The 22038-nt window shown below is 61.8% G+C and carries 20 protein-coding genes; 10 read left to right on the top strand and 10 right to left on the bottom strand.

All coding sequences use genetic code 11. The features are described 5' to 3' along the window. Positions 1-34 precede the first annotated feature (34 nt). Positions 35-928, bottom strand: coding sequence for a diacylglycerol/lipid kinase family protein (locus B5G40_RS15045; RefSeq protein WP_087400410.1), 894 nt, complete (start codon positions 926-928; stop codon positions 35-37). A 206-nt stretch (positions 929-1134) separates the two neighbouring features. Between B5G40_RS15045 and B5G40_RS15040 the strand changes: the two genes are divergently transcribed. After that, a complete protein-coding gene (locus tag B5G40_RS15040; RefSeq protein ID WP_087267725.1) occupies positions 1135-1845 on the top strand; it encodes an AzlC family ABC transporter permease in 711 nt (236 codons plus the stop codon). After that, positions 1839-2171, top strand: a complete 333-nt coding sequence (locus tag B5G40_RS15035) for a branched-chain amino acid transporter permease (protein ID WP_087267728.1) — start codon at positions 1839-1841, stop codon at positions 2169-2171. The genes B5G40_RS15040 and B5G40_RS15035 overlap by 7 nt, the downstream gene beginning before the upstream one ends. A gap of 212 nt (positions 2172-2383) precedes the next feature. Here the strand turns inward: B5G40_RS15035 and B5G40_RS15030 are convergent, their stop codons facing one another. Further along, the gene (locus tag B5G40_RS15030; protein WP_242959460.1) at positions 2384-3634 is read right to left on the bottom strand and encodes a M16 family metallopeptidase; all 1251 of its coding nucleotides are present in this window, start codon (positions 3632-3634) and stop codon (positions 2384-2386) included. 310 nt (positions 3635-3944) lie between these two features. Between B5G40_RS15030 and B5G40_RS15025 the strand changes: the two genes are divergently transcribed. Beyond that, a complete protein-coding gene (locus B5G40_RS15025) occupies positions 3945-4472 on the top strand; it encodes a nitroreductase (protein ID WP_087267733.1) in 528 nt (175 codons plus the stop codon). 72 nt (positions 4473-4544) lie between these two features. Here the strand turns inward: B5G40_RS15025 and B5G40_RS15020 are convergent, their stop codons facing one another. Then, entirely contained in the window at positions 4545-5633 is a 1089-nt protein-coding gene (locus B5G40_RS15020) for a PTS transporter subunit IIC (RefSeq protein ID WP_087187226.1), read from the bottom strand. Between the two features lie 382 nt (positions 5634-6015). Between B5G40_RS15020 and B5G40_RS15015 the strand changes: the two genes are divergently transcribed. Beyond that, positions 6016-7449 (top strand): M20/M25/M40 family metallo-hydrolase, encoded by a 1434-nt coding sequence (locus tag B5G40_RS15015; protein WP_087400408.1) that lies wholly within the window; start codon positions 6016-6018, stop codon positions 7447-7449. On the opposite strand, the gene B5G40_RS15010 is transcribed toward B5G40_RS15015, so the two are convergent. The 6 genes from B5G40_RS15010 to B5G40_RS14985 all read right to left on the bottom strand — a co-directional run bounded on the left by B5G40_RS15010 (position 7442) and on the right by B5G40_RS14985 (position 12878). Beyond that, on the bottom strand, positions 7442-7687 hold the full coding sequence (locus B5G40_RS15010; protein WP_087267740.1) for an RNA-binding S4 domain-containing protein: 246 nt from the start codon (positions 7685-7687) through the stop codon (positions 7442-7444). The two genes, B5G40_RS15015 and B5G40_RS15010, sit on opposite strands and share 8 nt — an antisense overlap. An 81-nt stretch (positions 7688-7768) precedes the next feature. Then, positions 7769-8044 carry an HU family DNA-binding protein gene (locus tag B5G40_RS15005; protein WP_087187223.1) on the bottom strand — a complete coding sequence of 92 codons (276 nt, stop codon included), beginning with the start codon at positions 8042-8044 and terminating at the stop codon, positions 7769-7771. Positions 8045-8104: 60 nt separating this feature from the next. Further along, positions 8105-8893, bottom strand: coding sequence for a nucleoside triphosphate pyrophosphohydrolase (gene mazG / locus B5G40_RS15000; protein WP_087400407.1), 789 nt, complete (start codon positions 8891-8893; stop codon positions 8105-8107). 37 nt (positions 8894-8930) lie between these two features. Next, positions 8931-10691, bottom strand: a complete 1761-nt coding sequence (locus B5G40_RS14995; protein WP_242959459.1) for a putative polysaccharide biosynthesis protein — start codon at positions 10689-10691, stop codon at positions 8931-8933. A gap of 12 nt (positions 10692-10703) precedes the next feature. Continuing rightward, complete coding sequence (locus B5G40_RS14990; RefSeq protein WP_087400405.1) at positions 10704-12005, bottom strand: amidohydrolase family protein; 1302 nt, start codon at positions 12003-12005, stop codon at positions 10704-10706. A 45-nt stretch (positions 12006-12050) separates the two neighbouring features. Then, the gene (locus B5G40_RS14985) at positions 12051-12878 is read right to left on the bottom strand and encodes a purine-nucleoside phosphorylase (RefSeq protein ID WP_087400402.1); all 828 of its coding nucleotides are present in this window, start codon (positions 12876-12878) and stop codon (positions 12051-12053) included. A 193-nt stretch (positions 12879-13071) separates the two neighbouring features. On the opposite strand from B5G40_RS14985, the gene B5G40_RS14980 reads away from it, so the two are divergent. The 3 genes from B5G40_RS14980 to rny all read left to right on the top strand — a co-directional run bounded on the left by B5G40_RS14980 (position 13072) and on the right by rny (position 16938). Next, entirely contained in the window at positions 13072-14322 is a 1251-nt protein-coding gene (locus B5G40_RS14980) for a putative DNA modification/repair radical SAM protein (protein ID WP_087400401.1), read from the top strand. A 29-nt stretch (positions 14323-14351) separates the two neighbouring features. After that, positions 14352-15134, top strand: a complete 783-nt coding sequence (locus tag B5G40_RS14975; RefSeq protein ID WP_087329801.1) for a TIGR03915 family putative DNA repair protein — start codon at positions 14352-14354, stop codon at positions 15132-15134. A 256-nt stretch (positions 15135-15390) separates the two neighbouring features. Further along, a complete protein-coding gene (rny, locus tag B5G40_RS14970; protein WP_087400399.1) occupies positions 15391-16938 on the top strand; it encodes a ribonuclease Y in 1548 nt (515 codons plus the stop codon). Between the two features lie 264 nt (positions 16939-17202). Here the strand turns inward: rny and spoIIID are convergent, their stop codons facing one another. Further along, complete coding sequence (gene spoIIID, locus B5G40_RS14965; RefSeq protein ID WP_087267768.1) at positions 17203-17451, bottom strand: sporulation transcriptional regulator SpoIIID; 249 nt, start codon at positions 17449-17451, stop codon at positions 17203-17205. 263 nt (positions 17452-17714) lie between these two features. On the opposite strand from spoIIID, the gene B5G40_RS14960 reads away from it, so the two are divergent. The 3 genes from B5G40_RS14960 to B5G40_RS14950 form a co-directional block, all read left to right on the top strand. Next, positions 17715-18590: a DUF2156 domain-containing protein gene (locus B5G40_RS14960; RefSeq protein ID WP_158099554.1), complete on the top strand. Its 876-nt coding sequence runs from the start codon at positions 17715-17717 to the stop codon at positions 18588-18590. Between the two features lies 1 nt (position 18591). Beyond that, positions 18592-20847, top strand: coding sequence for a GNAT family N-acetyltransferase (locus B5G40_RS14955; RefSeq protein ID WP_087400395.1), 2256 nt, complete (start codon positions 18592-18594; stop codon positions 20845-20847). A 175-nt stretch (positions 20848-21022) separates the two neighbouring features. After that, on the top strand, positions 21023-22038 hold a 1016-nt coding region (locus tag B5G40_RS14950; RefSeq protein ID WP_087400393.1), incomplete at its 3' end, for an RNA polymerase sigma factor.

Below are 22038 nucleotides of genomic sequence, written 5' to 3'. Positions count from 1 at the left end.
CTTTTATTCCAAAATAAAATCGTGGGGACAGGCGTTACGCCCCGTATACGATGGTCACCGCCTGGTGGCAGTTGGCCACCTCCACCACCCGGTGATCTCCGCCGTACTCCCCGTCCAGGGTCCAGGCCAGATCCTGATCGCTGATGATGCGCAATTTGTTGGCCCGGAAGCAGGTCACCAGCCCCTTGTCGTCGCTCTCCACATTGGTGAGGGCCTTCAAGATCCGCTGGAGCTGGAGCAGAGTCTTGGGCTGGCGCACCAGCATCACCTCAAACAGGCCGTCGTCCAGGGCGATGGGCCGGTGAGGATTGGCCTGGATACCGGCAATGGAGTGGGTGTTGGACACAAACCCCAGACAGTAGCTGCCCAGTTCCACCTTGCCGTCGTGCTCCACCGTCATGGAGTAGGGCTTGATGGACCCCAGCCGGGAGAGCACCCCCATCAGGTAGGCCATATGGCCGAAAATGTGCTTGACCTGCTGGGGGGTGTTGTAGGACAGGTCGGTAAAGGCCCCGAAGGCGGCCACATAGAGGAAATCCTGATCGTTGAACTTCCCCACATCCACCGGCCTGGGCTTTCCCGCCGCTGCCACCACCGCCAGCTCCTCCAGGGTGCGGGGCAGTTCCAGGTTTTTGGCGAAGTCGTTGGTGGAGCCCGCCGGGATGTAGCCCACCGTGGGCCGCGCCTCGGGAGGCAGTTCCATCAGACCGGTCACCACCTCATGAAGGGTGCCGTCGCCGCCGGAGCATACGATGCGGTCAAACTCCCCAGCCCGGTCCCGGGCCACCGCCGTGGCGTCCCCCGCCCCCCGGGTGGGATGGACGGTCACGTCCCACTCCGCCGTCAGCTCATCCAGAATGGGGGCCAGACGTCCCCGCAGGGTGCCCTTGCCCGCGTACAGATTGTAGATAAATAACAGCTTTTTCATCTCGCTCGCTCCAAAAATGGGACGCCGGTGGGTCCCAGCATAACATTGTTCCATATTATATACCGCCCCGGTGGAAAAACACAACTCTTTTACGCATAAACTGCCTATATTCCCTTAAAAACAGAAAAATCCACAGCCCCACTTGCTTTTCTGCGCTAAAGTGTGTAAAATATGGATTTAATCTCAGCGCAAAGGAAGTGTACGCTATGGACCGCAAAGCCCTGTCCGCCGCCTTTCCGGTGACGGTGCCGGTGCTGATGGGCTATCTGGCCATCGGCATGGCCTTCGGCTTTATGCTCCAGGCCGTGGGCTATAACTTTATCTGGGCCTTTTTCATGTCCCTCACCATCTATGCCGGGTCGGGCCAGTACCTGGGGGTGACCCTGCTGGCCACCGCCGCCTCCCTGGGTACGGTGGCCCTCATGACCCTGCTCATCAATTTCCGCCACCTGGTATATGGCCTGTCCATGCTGGAGAAGTTTCGGGGTATGGGCTGGCGGAAATTCTATATGATCTTCTCCCTCACCGACGAGACCTACGCCCTGCTCTCCTCCGCCCAGGCCCCGGTGGGGGTGAACCCCAGGAACTTCTATTTTGCCATCGCCCTGCTGGACCACAGCTACTGGATCATCGGCTCGGTGATCGGCGCGGTGGCGGGGGCCCTCATCCCGGTGGATACCAAGGGCATCGACTTTGCCATGACCGCCCTCTTTGTGGTCATCGCCGTGGACCAGTGGAAGGCCTACCGCAGGCACCTGCCCGCCCTGCTTGGGTTTGGGGTTACCATCGTATTTCTCATTATTCTGGGCCAGATCTTCGGCCAGCAGCAGATGCTCATTGTCTCCCTGGGCGTCATCGTACTGCTGCTGCTTATCCTGCGGGATAAGCTGGAGGAAAAGGAGGAAGAAAAATGCTGACCACCGCCGGGGCCATTGCCGCCATCGCGGTCATGGCTGTTGTCACCTTTCTCACCCGGGCCCTCCCCTTCCTGCTCTTTGACCGGGGGAGCGCGCCCCCCAAGATCATCCTCTACCTGGGCCGGGTGCTGCCCCCTGCCGTCATTGCCATGCTCATCATCTACTGCCTGAAGGACATCTCCTTTGCCCAGGCCGGAAGCTGGCTCCCCCAGCTTATCTCGGTGGCGGTGGTGGTGGTGCTCCACCTGTGGAAGCACAACAATCTGCTGAGCATCTTCGGCGGCACCATCCTGTACATGGTTCTGGTCCAGGCCGTCTTTGTGTGAAGGCGGCCTTCCACAGGGCCGTTTTTCCACCGGCGGAAGGGCCGGGGTTAGCTTCGGCTCATTTTCCAACCTGCCAGATCATGATTGCCCCAACCCATTGGGGCACAAAGGTTTGAAAGAAAAACAGAAAGAAGGGGCGCCGCGCAGCGGCGCCCCTTCTATTTACCTAAGAAAAGAGTTTTGCACATTATCCACATGGTTTTCCACATAGGTTAATGAAGCAGTGCCTGGTACTCCTCCGCCTTGCCTACCCGGCCCACGGCGGACAGGGAGGCCTGGGACAGATCCATCAGCTCCTCCGCCAGCGCGCGCACATCCTCCCGGGTGACGGCGTCGTAGGCGGCGATGATCTCCTCCTCGTCCAGTACCCGGCCCACCAGCATCTCGCCCCGGCCCAGGCTGCTCATATGGGCCTGGGTGGATTCCAGCCCCATCAGCACATTGGCCTTGGACTGCTCTCTGGCCCGGTCCAGCTCCTCCTGGGTGACGCCGTGTTCGTTGAAATCCCGGATGACGGCCAGAATGGTATCCAGAGCCTGGCGCTCGGTCTCCTTGCCCAGGGCGGTGTAGATGCCGAAGTAGCCCGCGTCGTCGTGGCAGGTGCCGTAGGAATAGACGGAGTAGCACAGCCCCTTCTGCTCCCGCACCTGCTGGAACAGCCGGGAGGACATCCCGCCCCCCAGAATGGAGGACAGCAGCTGGAGGGTGAACCGCCGGGGGTCGGAGAAGGACAGTCCCGGGAAGGCCAGGGTCAGGTGGTTCTGCTCGATGGCCTTCTTCTTGACCACAATGCCGCTGCGGTAGGCGGCGGGCTTGCTGATGATGGGTTTGCGGGGTTCCAGCACCGAGAACCGGGCGGCCAGATCGTCCACGCCGGCCTGGGTGAACCGGCCCGACAGGGCCACCACAATGGACTCCGGGCCGTAGTGGCTGTCCTTGTACTGCCGAAGCCAGGCCCCGTCCATCTGTTCCAGGGTGGCTTTTTTGCCCAAAATGGGCCGGGCCAGAGGGGAACCCTGAAAGACCACCCCGGCCAGCCGTTCGGCGCACAGGTCCTCGGGGTTGTCCTCGTACATTCCGATTTCCTCCAAAATGACCCCACGCTCGGTCTCCACATCGCCGTCGTCAAATTTGGAGTGGAAGAACATATCGCACAGGATGTCGGTGGCCATAGGCAGATGGGTGTCCAGCACCCGGGCGTGGAAGCAGGTGCACTCCTTGGTGGTGAAGGCGTTGACCTGCCCGCCGATGGCGTCCATCTCCTCCGCCAGCTGGGCGGCGGTGCGGGTGGCCGTGCCCTTGAAGAGCATATGCTCGATGAAGTGGGCGGCGCCTCCCTCCCCCGGCTTTTCGTGGCGGGAGCCGGTGCCCACCCAGATGCCCAGGCAGGCCGAGCGCACACCGGGCACCTGCTCGGTGAGAATACGCACCCCGTTGGGGAGCGTCCGTTTTTCATACTTCAAACAAAAGGACCTCACATTCATTTGTGTGGGGATCAACCCCGGAGGGCGATCAGGAGCAGTACCACCCCGGTGATCGCCAGGACAAGGGCCAGGTATCCGATGACTTTCATTTTCATGCCATGCCGCTCCTCTCCTCAGATTGCCCTGCACGGCATTATATCATACCTGAAATGGCTTGTCAGCCGAAAAACAAAGGGCCCAGGGGGCAAAATAGAAAATTCTGTGAAAATCGCCTCCTTTACGATGGGGCTGGAAACGAGTATACTGAGTTTAGTAATCACAGCCCCAGAGGCGGAAAGGAAGTTGGATTATGAATCAGGAAGCGCTGAAGGTACTGGAAGAGCGGCGCAGCTGCCGGGCCTACAAGCCGGAGCAGATCACCGAGGAGGAACTGCAGGCGGTGCTGAAGGCGGGCACCTACGCCCCCACCGGCATGGGCAGACAGTCCCCCATCATCGTGGCCGTGCAGGACAAGGAGATCATCGCCGCTTTGAGCAAGCAGAACGCCGCCATCATGGGCAAACCGGATATGGATCCCTTCTACGGCGCCCCCACCGTGCTCATCGTGCTGGCCAACAAGCAGTTCCCCACCTGGTTCTATGACGGCTGCTGCGTCATGGACAACCTGCTCAACGCCGCCGAGGCCGTGGGGCTGGGCTCCTGCTGGATCCACCGGGCCAAGGAGGAGTTTGAGTCCGCCGAGGGCAAAGCTCTGCTGGCCAAGTGGGGCATCGAGGGGGATTACGAGGGCATCGGCCACTGCATCCTGGGCTACCGGGCCGACGAGAAGCCCGCCGCCCCCGCCCGCAAGGACAACTACGTCTATTATGTGCGGTAAAAGCCGAAAATAAGCAAAAAGCGCGCCGAAAGGCGCGCTTTTTGTGTTAATGAGGGCTAATTCGGCTTTACGTCAGTCCAGCTTCAGATCTCCCTCTTTGATCCAGCCGATCCTGCGGAAGAACAGGCCGAACAGCCAGGTAAGGACGGCGGGGAGCACAAAGCAGATCAGGATCATTCCCGTCCAGTCGAAGGCGGTGATGGCGGCCTTGGCCCCGGTGGCCACGTCGTTGACCCAGCCGGTGTATACCCCGATGGGGCCCACCATGCCGCAGGTGCCCATGCCGGAGGCTACGCCGGAGGCCGGGTCGTTCATCTGGAATCCAAAGACACAGGTGGCCAGAGGCCCGGTAATGGCGGAGGTGAGAATGGCAGGCAGCCAGATTTTCGGGTTTTTCACGATGTTGCCCATCTGGAGCATGGAGGTGCCCAGACCCTGACTCACCAGGCCGCCCCAGCGGTTCTCCCGGAAGGAGAGCACCGCAAAGCCCACCATGTTGGCGCAGCAGCCCGCCACCGCGGCGCCGCCCGCCAGACCGGTGAGGCCGATGGCGGCGCAGATGGCCGCCGACGAGATGGGCAGGGTGAGGGCGATGCCGATGACCACCGATACCAGAATGCCCATCCAGAAGGGCTGGAGGACGGTGGCCCACTTGACGAAGTCACCCAGGGCGGAGGCCGCCGTACCGATGGCGGGGGCCCACAGGGCGGACAGTCCCACGCCGGAGAGAATGGTCACCAGGGGGGTAACCAGCAGATCAATCTTGGTCTCTTTGCTTACCACCTTGCCCAGCTCGGCGGCGATGATGGCGATAAAGAGCACCGCCAGAGGTCCGCCGGCTCCCTTACCGCCGTCCAGGGTGGTGGAGCCCAGGGCGTTGGCGGCATAGCCCACCGTGGCCAGGGAGAAGAGCACCAGGGGGGGCGACTGGAGGGCGTAGCCAATGGCCACCGCCATGGCCGCGCCGCTCATGGCCGAGCAGTAACCGCCCACCTCCACCAGGAAGGCCAGCCCCAGCTGTTTGCCCAGGGTGTCCAGGATGGTGCCGATGAGCAGGGAGCAGAACAGACCCTGAGCCATGGCTCCCAGGGCGTCCACGCCGTACCGCTTGGCGGAAATTACAATGTTTTTCTTTTTGAGAAATGCCGAAATCTGTCCCATAACCAGTTCCTCTGTCAAAAAGTCATTACAGGTGTCATGACACCTTAATGCACTATTATAATGCGTATTGAACAAAGCCTTGGCTTTGTTCAGGTGCAAGGTTTTTGGACAAAATATTTCAAAAACCTTGCACCTTCCGCTGATGCGTTGAGACGCACCAGCGGAAATACGCATTGTAACAATGGCTGAATTCCATAAAAGCGGCTTTCTTAAGCCGTTTTTATGGAATTGCGCGGCTATCGCCGCGCGAATAAACCGATTTACGGTTTATTCAATAGACATTATTATAACGAGGGAAGAAATTTTGTCAAGGAAAAGATGCCCCCTTTGGGGGAATGTGGTACAATGAAGAAAACACGCCAGAGAAAAAGGGAGAACGCATATGACATTATCTGATCGTCTCGGTTCCCGGGCGGACATCACCGCCGGGGTGATTACTACCTTCCGCACCCTGTCCCGCCACCCTCACCCCTCTCACCACGAGGAGGCAGTGGGTCAGGACTACATGGAGTTTCTCCGGGGCCTGGGCCTCTCCCCCGTCCGGGATGAGGCGGGCAACGTGATGGCGGACTGCCCCGCCACCCCCGGCCGGGAGGACGAGCCTCTGCTCATCCTCCAGGGCCACATGGACATGGTGTGCGCCGTGGCTCCCGGCAGCGGGTTCGATCCCCTCACCGATCCGGTGACCATTCTGGAACAGGACGGATATCTGTGTACCGACCGCCGCTCCTCCCTGGGGGCGGACAACAACCTGGGAAACGCCGCCGCCCTGTGGGTGGTACAGCAGGGGGTGAGTCACGGCCCCCTGCGCTTCCTCTTCACCGTAGGCGAGGAGATGGGCCTGGAGGGGGCCAAGGTGGTGGACCCGGCCTGGCTGGCGGGTGCGGCCTGGCTGCTCAACACCGACGGCTTCCATCTGGGCAGAGCCATTGTGGGCTCCGCCGGAGGGCGGCGGGAATGCTGGACCCGGGCCCTGGACACCTGCCCCACCCCGGAGGGTGAGGCCTGGAAAATCTCCCTCACCGGCGGCACCGGCGGCCACTCCGGCGACGACATCCACCTGGGCCGCATCAACCCTATCAAGGTGCTGGCCGCTTATTTGAAGGACCGGCCCGCCCTGGCGGTGGCAGATTTCACCGGCGGCTCCGCTTTCAACGCCATCCCCGCCGGGGCAGAGGCTGTGGTGGTGGGTCAGAAGCCGGACCTGGGAGCGCTGGAGGAGGCCCTTCTCCCCTTCCATGCCACTGACCCCAACCTGAAACTGGACCTGTCCCCGGTGGATCGCCCTGAGACTGTGTGGACGGCAGATTTCCGCCGGGAAGTGCTGGATCTGCTCACCGCCCTGCGCCACGGTGTGTTTGCCATGGACCCCCAGTTCCCCGGTGTGGTAAGGGCCTCGGTCAATCTGGGGGTGGCCCGGCGGGAGGAAAATACCTTCGCCGTCCGCCTCTTCCTCCGGGCTGCCCGGCAGGAGGACGAGGGAGCCATGGCGGCGGACAATCGCCGGTTGGCGGAACAGGCCGGCTTCTCCCTCACCGTCACCGGCTATCCCGGCTGGCCGGGAGATAAAAACAACCCCCTGGCCCAGGTGCTGGACCGGGTGTACCGGGCCCAAACCGGGCGGGGGCTGGAAATCAATATGGTCCATGTGGGGTTGGAGCCCTCGGTGTTCCGGGCAAAAGCGCCGGGACTGGTGATGGCCTCCACGGGACCGGATATCATGGACGCCCACTCGGTGGACGAGCGGGCGCCGCTGGCGGGGCTGGCGGATTACGCCCTGCTGCTGGCGGGGCTGCTGGAGGAGCCCCTCAGCTGAGCAGCTCCTTGTACAGGGCGGGGGCATCGGCCTTGCCCACGTGCTCGGCCACCGACAGCACCTCCACTTTCACGGTGCGCTCGCCGAAGCGCAGCTCCAGCACGTCGCCTACCTTCACGTCGTAGCTGGCCTTTACCGGCCGGCCGTTGGCGGTGACCCGCTGGTTGTCGCAGGCCTCGTTGGCCACCGTCCGGCGCTTGATGAGCCGGGAGACCTTGAGCCATTTATCCAGGCGCATATTGAGTCCTCCTTGTTATAAAAAAACGTAATATTACAAAAGTGCCAGTCCTTCCGGACTGGCACTTTTTATCAGGTCAGATTACTGAGCCACGACGTCCTTCAGGGCCTTGCCGGGCTTAAACACGGGCACCTTGGAGGCGGGGATCTTGATGCTCTCCTTGGTCTTGGGGTTGCGGCCGGTGCGCTCGGCACGGCACTTCACCTCAAAGGCGCCAAAGCCCACCAGCTGGACCTTATCACCCTCGGCCAGGCACTGGGAAATGACCTCGATGGCGGCGTTGATGGCGTTCTCGGTATCCTTCTTGGACAGGCCGGCCTTCTCGGCGGCCGCATTGATCAGTTCAGCCTTGTTCATTTGGTGCGTTCCTCCTGTTTTGCTCTGTTGTACTTGATATTTACTTAAGGCAGTGTGCCTTTAAGTTTCCTTGGCGTGCTCCCATAGCTTGTCCAGTTCTTCCAGAGTCATGCCCTCCATGGACTGATTCTGGGCGGCGGCCTGTTCCTCCACCTTGGCAAACCGGCCGATGAACTTGTCGGTGGCCTTGCCCAGCGCCACCTCCGGGTCTACCTTCAAAAAGCGGGAGACGTTGACGGCGGAGAAGAGCAGGTCGCCCAGCTCCTCCTCCACGTTGGTGCCCTCAGCCACGGCGGTTTTCAGCTCCTCCAGCTCCTCGGACAGCTTGTCCAGAGCGCCGGAGATATCCGGCCAGTCGAAGCCCGCCTTTTTGGCCTTCTTCTGCACCTTCTCCGCCCGCCACAGGGCGGGCAGAGAACGGGCCACGGCGGAGAGGGCGTCGGTATTGGTGGCCTGGCCCTTTTCCTTGCGCTTGAGCTCCTCCCAGTTGGTGAGCACCTCACCGGTGCCCGATACGCTCACATCCCCGAACACATGGGGGTGGCGGTAGATGAGCTTTTTGCACACGCCGTCGGCCACATCGTCCAGATTGAACCGGCCGGCCTCCTGTTCCATGCGGGCGTGGAAGAGCACCTGGAGCAGCACGTCCCCCAGCTCCTCCTTCAGGTGGCCGGGGCTGCGCTCGTCGATGGCCTCCACGGCCTCATAGGCCTCCTCCAGGAAGTTGCGGCGGATAGACTCATGAGTCTGTTCCGCGTCCCAGGGGCAGCCGCCGGGGGCGCGGAGGATGCGGACGATCTCCTCCAGGTCCCGAACGTCATAGAAATCCTTATACTGAAAATCTACCATATTTCAAGGCCTCCTGCAACCTCTTTTTCCAAAAAAGTCAGCGAATCCGCAAGAGTTTCGCGATCTTGTCCCCCTTGGGCATCATTTCCAGATCCTCCTTGGACAGCACCTTCAGCACCACGATGAGGATGACGTACACCACCGCGCCGGCCAGGATGCCGCCGCCGGTGGCGATGGCGTTCTTGATAAAGGAGCCGGAGAAGTACCGGGCCAGCAGGCCCTGGCAGCCCCAGGCAGCCGCAGCCATAACGACCGAGGCGATGAGGGGCTTGACAAAGACAGGAATGAGCCGGGGGGGATTGGGCACCATGCGCTTGATGACGATGAGGTTGAGCACCGACACGATCACGAAGCAGGTCAGAGTGCCGATGGGGGCGCCGAAGATCATGAACTTGGGGTTGCCCACCAGGGTGTAGCTGACGATGACCTTGGCCACGCCGCCGATCACCATGGTGATGATGGGCAGGTTGACAATGCCGTTGGCCTGGAGGATGGCGGAAGCCACCACCTGGATGCACACGAAGAGGGCGGCGATGCCCAGGATGGACAGCAGGGGTCCGGCAATGGTCTCATCCACGTTGCCCACGGTGAGCAGCTGGATGATGGGGGTGCCCAGGGCGAACAGGCCGAAGCCGCAGGGCAGGGCGATGAGAGCGGAGATGCGCATGGCGGACTCGGTGGTGCGCTGGGCGCCCCGCCGGTCCCGCCGGGCGATGCAGGCGGACACGCCGGGCACGATGCAGGCGGTCAGCGGTACCATCAGGTTGAAGGGCAGGTTGTAGATGCTCATGGTTTTGCTGTACACGCCGTACAGCTCCCGGGCGGAGTCCAGAACGGGGTTGAGCTGGGTGTCCGGATTGGTGAGCACCTCGGCCTGGAAGGCGGCCAGGTTTTCCTGGAAGATGGCCACGGCCTTGGGGAAGATGTCCAGCACGCTGTTGGAGATGCCGGTGAGGCCGTCCTGAATGGCGGTAAACACGGTCTGCAGCTGGCTCTGCACCAGGCCGGTGTCGATGAGGTTGACGATGGTCAGGGTGCAGGAGCTGAGGGTGATGGGAATGGCCAGCTTGAGCAGCCGGGACAGGATCTGTTTGGAGGTGTCGGGGGTGTCGCTGGAGGTAATCCGTTCCCGCCTGTTGGTGCGGATGTGGTTAAAGGCCAGGAAGGCCACCGACAAAATGGAGCCGATGGACACGCCCAGCAGGGCGCCGGAGGCGGACAGGCGGCTCTTCAGATCCTGGTCGGGGATGGCGGAGTTGAGGATCAGGAAGGCCAGCGCCAGGCCCAGGAACATCTTGGACAGGGCTTCAATGACCTGGGAGATGCCGGTGGGCACCATGTTCATGTGGCCCTGGGCGTAGCCCCGGAAGGCGGAGCAGATGCAGGTACACAGCACCGACGGGGACAGGGCCAGCACGGCAAAGACGGCCTTCTCATTCTGCAGCACATACTTGGCCACAATGGGAGAGAACACCGACATACACACGAAGCTGAACAGGCCCATGAACAGGAAGGCGAAGAAGGCCACCTGGAACACCTTGCTCTTCTGGTTCTGGCGGCCCAGGGTGTTGCACTCGCTTACCGTCTTGGACAGGGCCACGGGCAGGCCCGCGGTGGAGATGGTGAGGAAGAAGGTATAGATGTTGTAAGCCGCGTTAAAGTCGCCGTAGGCCTCGTCAGGCAGCAGGGCGGTCAGCGGGATCTTGTAGATGGCGCCGATGACCTTGACGATGATGGTGGTCATGGCCAAAAAGGCCGCCGCGCCGTAGAAGGTATTTTTTTTCTGCTGGTTTGACAACGGTAGTCCCCCTTAGTTGTTCTGGAACAGCAGGGGCAGGGCGTAGTCCGCCACTTCCCGTCGTACCCGCTCCAGGTCGATGGTCAAAAAGTCCCCATCCTTGTATATGACCTTGCCCCGGGCCATATTCATGCACACATCGGAGCCATGGGCGGCGTAGGCCAGGTTGGAGATGACGCTGTGGCAGGGGGTCAGGTTCAGGTGGGAGAAGTCCACCAGGATCAGGTCGGCCTCATACCCGGCCTGGATGACGCCGGTCTTGCGGCCCAGAGCCACGCCGCCGTCCCGGGTGGCCATCTTCAGGGCGTCCAGAGGCAGCAGGGCCAGGGGATCGCAGCCCGCCCCGTTGTGGAGGATGGCGGCAAACTTCAGGTCGCTGAAAAAGTCGGTGCAGTTGTTGGAGGACACGCCGTCGGTGCCCAGGCACACGTTGACCCCCGCCTTCTTCATGGCGGGCACCGGGGCGATGCCGCTGCCCAGCTTCAGGTTGGAGATGGGGTTGTGGATGGCGGAGATCCCCTTCTCGGCCATAATGGCCCAGTCCTCCGGGGTGGTCCACACGCAGTGGGCGGCAATGGCCCGGCCGTCCCACACGCCGTAGTCATTGAGGGTCTGGATGGGGGTCTTGCCGTGGCGGGCGATGCAGGCCTCGTGCTCCGCCTTTGTCTCGGAGATGTGGACGTGCATCCCCAGCTTATGCTCCCGGGCATAGCCGGCCATCCACTGCCACAGCTCCTTATGGGAGGTGTACTCCCCGTGGATGGAGGCGTCGATGCGGATCTGGCCGTCGTTGTAGTTGTGCCATTTTTCGGTCAGCTCCCGCTGGACCACGCAGTCGTTGTGGGTGGCGGGGTCAAGGCTGTCGGAGAACTGGACGCCGCCGCAGCTCAGGTTGGCGCTGATGCCGGCGGAGGCAACCTCCTGGGCGATGATGTCGGTATGCATATACATATCGGCAATGGTGGTGACGCCGGAGGCGATCATCTCCGCCAGACCCAGGGCGGTGCAGGACCGGACGGCCCGGTCGTCCCAGCGGGCCTCCACCGGGAAGATGTAGTTGTTCAGCCAGTCCTGGAGGTTGTTGCCGTCGCCGTAGCCCCGCATGGCGGTCATGGGCACATGGGTGTGGGCGTTGACAAAGCCGGGCATGAGCACGTTGCCCTTGCCGTCGATCTCCTGGTCAAAGGTCCCCTGAGGGCGGACGGTGCCCACGGAAACGATCCTGGTCCCCTCCACCGCCACATAGGCGCCGGGCAGGACGGTGCCCGCCTCGTCCATCAGCACGGCGGTGCAGTTGTGAATGAGAATGGACATAAACTGTTGATCTCCTTTATTTGTGATACAGAAGAAAGCCCCGTCTTACCCGATCTGCTTCAGGCAGGCCAGTACCAGCCGGGAGAACTTGTCCTTGCAGGCCTCGGCAGCCTCCAGCACCTCCTCCTCGGAGAGGGGCTGATCCAGGATGCCGGCGGCCATGTTGGACAGGAGGGTGAAGCCCAGCACCTGCATCCCGCAGTGGCCTGCCACGATGACTTCGGGGGCGGTGGACATACCCACCGCGTCGGCCCCGGCGATGCGGGCGAAGCGCACCTCGGCGGGGGTCTCGTACTGGGGGCCGGGGAAGTACATATACACGCCTTCCTTCAGCGCAATGCCCAGCTCCCCGGCGGCCTTCCGGGCCACATCCTGGAGGGCGGGGGTGTACAGGTGGGAGGCGTCGGGGAAGCGCACGCCGAACTCGGGCAGGTTCTCGCCCCGCAGGGGGGACTCCATGAAGATCTTGATCTGGTCGGTGATGAGCATCAGGTCGCCCGCCTTCCAGCTGGTGTTGACGCAGCCGGCGGCGTTGGTAACGATGAGGGTGGAGCAGCCCAGCAGCCGCAGAACCCGGACGGCGTAGGCCACCTCCTCATAGGAGTAGCCTTCATAGTGGTGCATCCGGCCCTGCATGACGGCCACGTTCTGGCCCTCCAGGGTGCCGAACACCAGGCGGCCCTTGTGGCCGGGGGCTGTGGAGGCCTTGAAGTGGGGGATCTCCCCGTAGGGCACGGCCACGGCGTTCTCTACAATATCCCCCATGTAGCCCAGGCCGGAGCCCAGGATCATGGCCACCTTGGGGGCAAAGGTGCCGATCTTGCTGCGGATGTAGTCGGCGCTCTCCTGATACTGCGCAAAGGTATAGTGCATAACAGATCCTCCTTAACAGCGGATGAAAGTAAAAGTTTTCGGTCCTATGAAAGGTTAATCTATGCAATTATACACCTTGTAATAGGAAAAAGCAATGAGGATTGCAGGACGGAATGGGGAACAAAAGTTCCAGAACCCCCCTCTTGACTGGTACGTTTGTTCGAGTTATAATAGGGCCAAAGGGGGGAGTACGGTGGACCTGATGGATAAGCTGACCATTTTGGCGGACGCGGCCAAGTACGACGCCGCCTGCACCTCCAGCGGGGTGGACCGGCGGGGCGGCAAAGGCATGGGGAGCACCATGGCCGCCGGGTGCTGCCACTCCTTCTCTGCCGACGGCCGGTGTATTTCCCTTTTGAAGGTGTTATACACCAACCGCTGTATCTACGACTGCGCCTACTGCGTCAACCGCCGGTCCAACGACCTGCCCCGGGCGGCCTTCACCCCAAGGGAGCTGGCGGAGCTGACCATCGGCTTCTACCGGCGCAACTATATTGAGGGGCTGTTTCTCTCCTCTGCGGTGTGGGTCAGCCCCGACCGCACCACCGAGGAGATGATATCTGCCCTCACCCTGCTGAGGCAGGAGTACGGCTTTCATGGCTATATCCATGCCAAGGCCATCCCCGGGGCCGACCCGGCCCTCACCCAGCGGCTGGGCCAGCTGGCCGACCGGCTTTCGGTGAATATCGAGCTGCCCAGCGAGGACAGCCTCCATAAATTGTGCCCCGACAAGGAGAAAAAGGCCATTCTGGCTCCCATGGCTCAGATCCGGGACGGCATCACCCAGGCCAGGGGGGAACTGGTGAAGTATAAGCACGCCCCCCGGTTTGCCCCGGCGGGCCAGTCCACCCAAATGATCATTGGGGCCACCCCCGAGAGCGACAGGCACATTTTGACCCTGACCCAGGCCTTATATGACCAATATAAGCTGAAACGGGTGTTTTTCTCCGCCTATATGCCGGTGTCCGACAGCGCCCTCCTCCCTGCCCGGCAGGACTTCAAGCCGCCCCTGCTGCGGGAGCACCGGCTGTACCAGGCCGACTGGCTGCTGCGGTTCTACCACTTCCGGGCGGAGGAGCTGCTGGACGAGGCCCACCCCAACTTCGACACCCGGGTGGACCCCAAGTGTGCCTGGGCCCTGGGGCATATGGAGCAGTTCCCGGTGGAGGTGAACAGGGCCAATTACGAGACTCTGCTGCGGGTGCCCGGCATCGGGGTGGTGTCCGCCCGGCGGATTCTCACCGCCCGGCGGGTGGGGCCCCTCACCTTCTCGGGCCTGAAAACCCTGGGGGTGGTGCTGAAACGGGCCCAGTATTTCATCACCTGCTCGGGAAAGATGCTGGAGGGGTTAAGGGTGAACCCCGACGGGGTGCTCCGCCATCTGGTGGCTCTGGAGAAGCCCGCCTTGGCGGGAAAAGAACCGGAGCAGTTGTCGTTATTTTGAAGGTTAAGCCCTCTGGAAAGGAGGTCCCCATGGACTGGCCCAGGTTTTCCTATTCTTATGACGGCAGCTTTGCCGGGTTCCTTACCTGTGTGTTTATGGCCTACGCCAATAAGGAGGAGCCCGCCTGCTTCCTCACCTACGGGGACGGCCGGGTGACTCTGTGGCCCCAGCGGACGGTGGACACCGACGACCAGAAGGCCCGGCGGGTGTACCGCTCTCTGGACCGGAGCATGGGCCAGCAGGGCCGCCGCCTGGTGACCTACGGCTTTCTCACCTGCCTGGAGGAGCGGGAGCTGGCCCTGTGGGACTTCCTCCGGCTGGGCTATGAGCGGGGGCCGTCGGTGGTGCGGGATCTCACCGACCCCCGGGTGGCTGTTCTGGGCAAGGCGGTCCAGCACCTGACCCACGAGGCCCACCTGCTCAAGGGCTTTACCCGCTTCTCCGACCAGGACGGGGCCCTGGTGGGAGAGATCGAGCCAAAAAACTGGGTGCTTCCCCTGCTGCGGCCCCACTTTGCCGCCCGCTACCCCGGCGAGACCCTGGTGCTCTACGACCGCACCCACCGGGAGGCCCTGTTCTGCCAGAAGGGGAAGTGGGCCATTGTGCCTCTGGACCGGTTCGACCTGGCCCCGCCCGGGGCAGGTGAATTGGATTACCGGGCCTTGTGGCGGCGGTTTTACGACACCATCGCCATTGAGGGCCGCTATAACCCCAAATGCCGCATGACCCAGATGCCCAAGCGGTACTGGGGTACCATGACCGAGTTTCAGCGGGAGGAATCCCCTGCCCCCGGCGCCATGGAACAAATTTGAAGGACGCGCTGCAATTTTGCAGCGCGTCCGACCTTTTCCCGGGAAATCAGGCAGGAATGGATTCTTCCGGAGACGAATTTCCTTGACAGAAGGAGCGGACAGCCTTAAAATAGATTCGGTGCATTTTTTGAAGAGCAAGGGGTACGCTCTTCAAATTTTTGTGCGGGTCGGACAAATCCTTGCCCGCCGCCCACATGGGAATTGAACAAAACGATTGAAACAAAAATCAAAACAGATGGAGGTGTAAACCCGGCTCATGTTGCCTGTCATATTAGCAGCCGTCATCGCGTTCGTGGTCGCGGCTGTGGTGTTTTTTGTGCTCGGCATCCAGTACCGCCGCCGCGTGGCAGAGAAGGAGATCTCCAGCGCGGAGGAGGAGGCCAAGCGCATCATCAACGAGTCCATCAAGAGCGCCGAGAGCAAGAAGCGCGAGGCCCTGGTGGAGGCCAAGGAGGAGATCCTCCAGGCCCGCAACGAGTACGAACGGGAAGTAAAAGAGCGCCGGGCCGACCTGCAGAAGCAGGAGCGGCGCTTGCAGCAGAAAGAAGAGAACCTGGACCGCAAGACCGAGAACATGGAGAAGAAGGAGGACACCCTGCAGCGCAAGCTGGCCGAGCTGGAAGAGGCCCGGGAAGAGGTGGCCACCGTCAAAAAGACCCAGATGGAGGTGCTGGAGCGCATCTCCGGCTTTACCGCCGAGGAGGCCAAGGACTACCTGATCAACCAGCTGGCCGAGGAAGTGACCCACGAGTCGGCCATGAAGGTGCGGGAGATCGAGGCCCAGTTCAAGGAAGAAGCCGACCAGCGCGCCAAGGAGATCCTGTCCCTGGCCATCCAGCGCTGCGCCGCGGACCATGTGGCGGAAGCCACCGTCTCTGTGGTACCCCTGCCCAACGATGAGATGAAGGGCCGCATCATCGGCCGCGAGGGCCGCAACATCCGCACCCTGGAGACCCTGACCGGCGTGGACCTGAACATTGACGACACCCCCGAGGTGATCACCGTCTCCTGCTTCGATCCCGTCCGCCGTGAGATCGCCCGGCTGGCCCTGGAGAAGCTGATCCAGGACGGTCGCATCCATCCCACCCGCATCGAGGAGATGGTGGAGAAGGCCAAGCGGGAGGTGGACGCCACCATCAAGGCCGAGGGCGAGCGCGCCGTGTTCGAGACCAACGTCCACGGCCTGCACCCCGAGCTCATCAAGCTGCTGGGCCGGATGCGCTACCGCACCAGCTACGGCCAGAACGTGCTCAACCACTCCATCGAGGTGTGCCATCTGGCGGGCCTGCTGGCCGCCGAGATCGGCGCCGACGTCACCGAGGCCAAGCGTGCCGGCCTGCTCCATGACCTGGGCAAGGCCATCGACCACGAGGTGGAGGGCTCCCACGTCCAGATCGGCGTGGAGCTGGCCCGGAAGTACCGGGAGAGCGAGAACGTGATCCACGCCATCGAGGCCCACCACAACGATGTGGAGCCCCAGACGGTGGTGGCCTGCCTGGTTCAGGCGGCCGACGCCATCTCCGCTGCCCGGCCCGGCGCCCGGCGTGAGAACCTGGAGAACTACATCAAGCGTCTGGAGAAGCTGGAGGAGGTCACCTCTTCCTTCCCCGGTGTGGAGAAGTCCTACGCCATCCAGGCGGGACGGGAGGTCCGCATCATGGTGGCTCCCGACAAGGTCAGCGAGGACCAGATGGTGCTGCTGGCCCGGGACATCGCCAAGAAGATCGAGGAAGAGCTGGAATACCCCGGCCAGATCAAGGTGAACATGATCCGGGAGACCAAAGTGGTGGATTACGCCAAGTAATCAAAGGAATCAAAGGAATGAAACCGGCGGGCTGCGTCAGCGGCCCGCCGGTTTAGACTGTCGAAAAAGACCCCTGGCCAAAGGTTTCGGAGGGAAGGATAGTGTGAAAGGGAACCGTCAGGGTTCCCTTTCGCGTGCAATCAAACAACTTTTGAGGACTTATGGAAGGCCTCAAAAGTTTAGCAGACAGTCAAAAAAGTGGCCGCAGCCACTTTTTTGACTGTCTGAACCGGCGGGCTGCATCAGCAGCCCGCCGGTTTTTGTTTAGATGCCTTTGTATTTTCGCCGGGTGGCGATGCCTCCCCGGATGTGGCGCTCGGCCTTGTTCTCCTCCAGCACCCCCTTTACCTGGAGGTACAGGGGCCGGTTGAAGGAGGGCAGGCGTTCACTGAGGTCCTTATGTACGGTGGATTTGCTGATGCCGAACTGCCGGGCGGCGGCCCGCACCGTGGCACGGTTCTCTATGATGTAAAGCGCCAGCCGGCAGGCGCGTTCCTCGATGTTCCCTTTCAAGCAGCAACACTCCTCCATTCATTCACTGGTGGAGTATATGAAGGGGGACCGACAGATATTTCTGCTCCGGCAGGAAAGGGACTTGTAATGTAGAGCGGCTTGGTAGATAATAGAGGGGCCTCAAAGCGAAAAACAGGCCCTCTTATGGAAGAAAAAGGACAAAAACGGGCATGATACAGGGGCGCACAGCTCCAGAGCCCTTCCCTGCTGTTTGCCGCTGCGGAGGCCAGCGATCCTATTATGACGAAGAAAAGAGACACATCATGCAATTTAAGCGACTGACGCTGAGTGAGATCCCTCTTGTTCAGCCTTATTTCCGGCAGATGAAATCCAGGACCTGCGACTTTACTGTGGGCGGAATGTTCATGTGGCGGAATTACTATAAAATGGAATATGCCATGGACGGGGAGATCTTTTATTCCCGTCTCCACGACCAGGACGGCCAGGTGTACTACAATCTTCCCCTGGGGGGCGATGTGGCCGGCGGCATCCAGGTGCTGAAGGGGCAGACCGAGGGCGGCCCGCTGCGGTTCTGCACCGTCCCGGAGTGCTATCTGGAGGAATTCCAGGCCATCTGTCCGGGGTGTGCCGTCAGTGAGCAGACCGATTTTGCCGACTATCTGTATCAGGCCTCCGATCTGGCCCAGCTGGCGGGCAAGCGGTACAGCGGCCAGCGCAACCAGATCAGCCAGTTTAAGCGGGGGGTGGAGGGCTGGTCCTTTAAGCCCCTGACCGCTGGAAACGTAGGGGCGGTGGAGGCCTTTTTCACCCAGACCTATCTGTCCGGCGCGGGCGCCGGGGCCACGGAGCGGGAGGAAAACGACCGGGTGCTGGAGGTGCTGCAAAATCTGGACCGGTACGGCATGGTGGGGGGCGTGCTCACCGCCGACGGGGCCATCGTGGGCTTCTCCCTGGGGGAGATCGTCAACGACACCCTGTTCACCCACATCGAAAAGGCCGACCGAAGCTGCAAGGGCGCCTATCAGATGCTGGTCAATCAGTTCGCCGCCGCTTACACGGGGGGAGACGTGACCTATATCAACCGGGAAGAGGATATGGGGGACCCGGGCCTGCGGCGGGCCAAGCAGGCCTACCACCCCATGGAACTGCTGAAAAAATATGTGGTTGAGGTAATGTGACATGACGACCGGGATGCTGCGAGACTGTCATATGGAGCAGGTGATGGAGCTGTTCTGTCAGTGCTTCCAGGACGATCATTTCTACAAGCGCTCCTTCCCCTCGGAAGCCACCCGTATGCAGGATATGAGGAAGGCCTACGGGCCCAGCCTGCTGTACTGCCTCCGGCACGGAGACTGCCGGGGGATCTGGGACGGGGACACCCTGACGGCCTTCCTGCTCTGCTTTGATTACCGTAAGGTGCGGGGGGAGGACTTTGCCTCCTTCCGGATGATCTTCGCCGGGGAGGATGGGGGCCAGGGCCTCCCCTACAGCGCGTCCCTCCACGACGTGGTGGAGGGACTGCCCGGGGATGTGCTCTACCTGCTGTCGGTGGCGGTGCGCCCCGCCTGCCAGAACCGGGGCCTGGGGGCCTGCCTCATCGACCTGATCCTGAAGGACTATCCCCGGCACTACTTGGTCAGCGACGTGTCCAACCCGGACTCCCTGGGGATCTACCGGAAGCGGAACTTCTCCATCCGGGAGATCGACAAGGACTACAATCTCATCATCCATGCCCCCCAGGACCCCGCCCATACCTGCTCCATCGGCAGCACGGTCAAGCTGCTGCTCCCCTCCCCCGGCCTGCTGGAGCGGTATCAGATCCCCTGCCGTGTGGTGAAGGAACAGACGGCGGTGGCCGGGTACGGCACAGTGGAGGACCACGGCGTGGCCTGCTTTGTGACCCGGCAGGGGGAGTTGGCCATGGGGTCCGTGGTGGAGCTGGACTACGACAGCTATTTGCAGTACCAGCGGCTCATCAACGTGTCCCAGTATGAGGAGCATATGGCGGGGGACCGGGTCTTTTATGTCCAGAAAACCCCCTATCCCGCCCCGCCCCTGATGAACCGTGTGCTGGAGGAGATGCTCCCTTCCCGCCAGGCGGAATGGGCGGTGATCCCCGATGTGTTTGTGTCGGTGCCCGTTCAGTACCGGTCCATGGACCTGCTGGAGGACTGCCCGGCTCAGCCCGACCGCAAGGCTGCCGCCCTGCTGAAGGACATGGACTTCCGCACCCACTATGAGGCGGGGGTCCCCTCCCAGCTGGAGGATGTGGACGATCTGGCCGGCTTCAAGCGCCGCATTAAGCGCTATTACCTGGGCAAGATTCCGGTCCAGATCACCAGAGAGGGAACGGTGGACTGCTACGACGAGGCAGGCGACCCCATCGGCGCTCCCGCCTTCGTGGATCTGTACATCTCCATTGACACCGACAGCAACTGCGGAGTGCTGACCTGGTACTCCCTCTCCTCCCCCTTCCTCATCAGCCACCTGATGGACAACATCATCCGCAACAATCTGATGGTGGTGGGAGCGGACGGCAGCCACACCAATTTCTTTGACTTTGTCAGCCTGAACTATGGGGTGATCAAGCGGGGCACCCCCAAGATCTTTGCGGTGATCCCCAAGGCCAAGAGCTGCCTGAAGTCCAGCCAGATCGCCTCCCTGCTGGCCGCCGAGACCATCTACCCCGACGGGGAGAATTTCGGTGAGATCGTGGACCGGGAGATCGTGGCCGCCATCAGCTCGAAAAAGGGCATGGGGCAGTATGACCGGGCCTTTGTGTGCGCCTACAGCAACGTGGTGCTCCAGTTCACCCCCGACTTTCAGGCCACCCTGCGGGACCGGCTGTGCGAGGAGTCCATCACCCTGTTTTACATCGAACTCATTCTGCTGGAGGAGGCCGCCATCCAGATCGCCGACCGGGAGATCATCCGCCTCATTACCTCAAAGGCGGTGGACGAGCCGGTGGAGTTTCTCAAGCAGGTGGAGAATATCTACGACAATTTCTCCAAAACCATTGATTTCTGGGACATTCAGGTGAACTACCCCACCTCCCAGAAGTCCATCGATATGCTGCGCCAGGCCTTCAAGATCAAGGACCAGCTGGCGTTCATGCAGCGCAATCAGGCCCAGATGCAGACGGTGTTTGACACCAAGTGCGACATCATCGACCGCAACGACTCCAAGCGGATGGACACCTCTCTGGCCATCATCTCCATTCTGGCCATCTTTTCCGCCTGGATCGACGGGTATGACTATATCGCCACCTGGAGCGATGTGTTTTCCGGCTCTGTGATCCATCTGCTCCAGCGGATCCTGTTTATTCTGGTGGCCATCACCGCCGGGTATGCCATCTTCCATCTGTTTGGAAACAAGTTCAGACGTTTCCTCAGCAGGCGGAGGGACCGCAGGCGGAGGCGGGATCAGAAAAAATGACCTTATCAACCGCAGAGCAGGACGGGCCCTGAAAAGGCCCGTCCTGCTTTTGTTGTCTCGGGCTGGGGAATGATGGTACAATGGAGAAAAAGTGAGACAAAATTTTCGCGGGATAAAACCGGCGGAGCCTTTTCCAACACAAACAGACAGAAACGTTCCAAAGGGAGGAAGTCATATGCAGCTTTTGTCCGATTTGTCCAACACCGAGGCGGTAGCCCGGCTTCGGGCGGGGGATGAGGAGGTCTTTACCCGGCTGTATCAGGCCTGTTATCGCATGGTCTATCTCCAGGCCATGAAGATCCTGGGGCAGGCCGATCAGGCCGAGCAGGTGGTGCAGGACGTATTCATCGCCGTGTTCCGCTCCATCGACAAGCTGAAGGACCCGGAGTCCCTGCGGTCCTGGATCGGTGGCATTGTGGTCCGGCTGGCCCTCCATCAGCGGAAGATGCAGACCGACTCCCGTGAGTTCGCTCTGGAGGAGGAGGCTATGTTTGACCTTCTGGATTCCGGCCCACCCGTGTCCTCGCCGGAGGATACCCTGTGCGAGCGGGACACGGGCCTGATTTTGGGGGAGCTGGTGGACCAGCTCCCCGACGAGCAGCGCACCGCCGTCATGCTCTACTACTACGACCAGTGCCCCATTAAGCACATTGCGTCCATTCTGGAATGTGCCGAGGGCACCGTCAAAAGCCGCCTGAACTACGCCCGCAAGGCGCTGGAGAAGCTGATCCTCCAGCGGGAGCAGCGGGACGGCGTGCGGCTCCATGCCCTCAATCCGGGACTGCTCTTCCTGGCCATGGTGCTCCAGGAGCAGAATCTGGCGGTGGACCCGCAGACCATGGAGCGGGGGCTGCTGGCCGTCAAGGGGGCTCTGGGCCTCACCGCGGCGGCAGCGGCAGGCTCCTCTGCTGCGGCTTCCACCTCGGCGGCTTCCACCGCAACTGCTGCCGCCTCCGCTTCGGCGGCGGTTGGTGCCGGGGGCGGGGGTCTGACCCTGGGCAGCAAGGTGGCCATTCTGCTGGTGGCGGCGGCTGTGGCTACGGGAGGCGGCGTGTTTCTGGCCACCCGGCCCCCGCAGGAGCCCCAGCCCAGTGTCCCGGTGATGGCTGTGGTCTCCCCCACCCCATCGGCTATGCCCTCGGCCGCGCCCAGTCCTACGCCCTCGGCCACGCCGTCGGTTACTCCCAGTCC

Origin of the sequence: Flavonifractor sp. An9 (assembly GCF_002161245.1) — a bacterium.
Taxonomy (GTDB): Bacteria; Bacillota; Clostridia; order Oscillospirales; family Oscillospiraceae; genus Flavonifractor; species Flavonifractor avicola.
The sequence above is the reverse complement of the archived record's forward strand: the minus strand, read 5'-3'. Positions and strand labels throughout refer to the sequence as shown.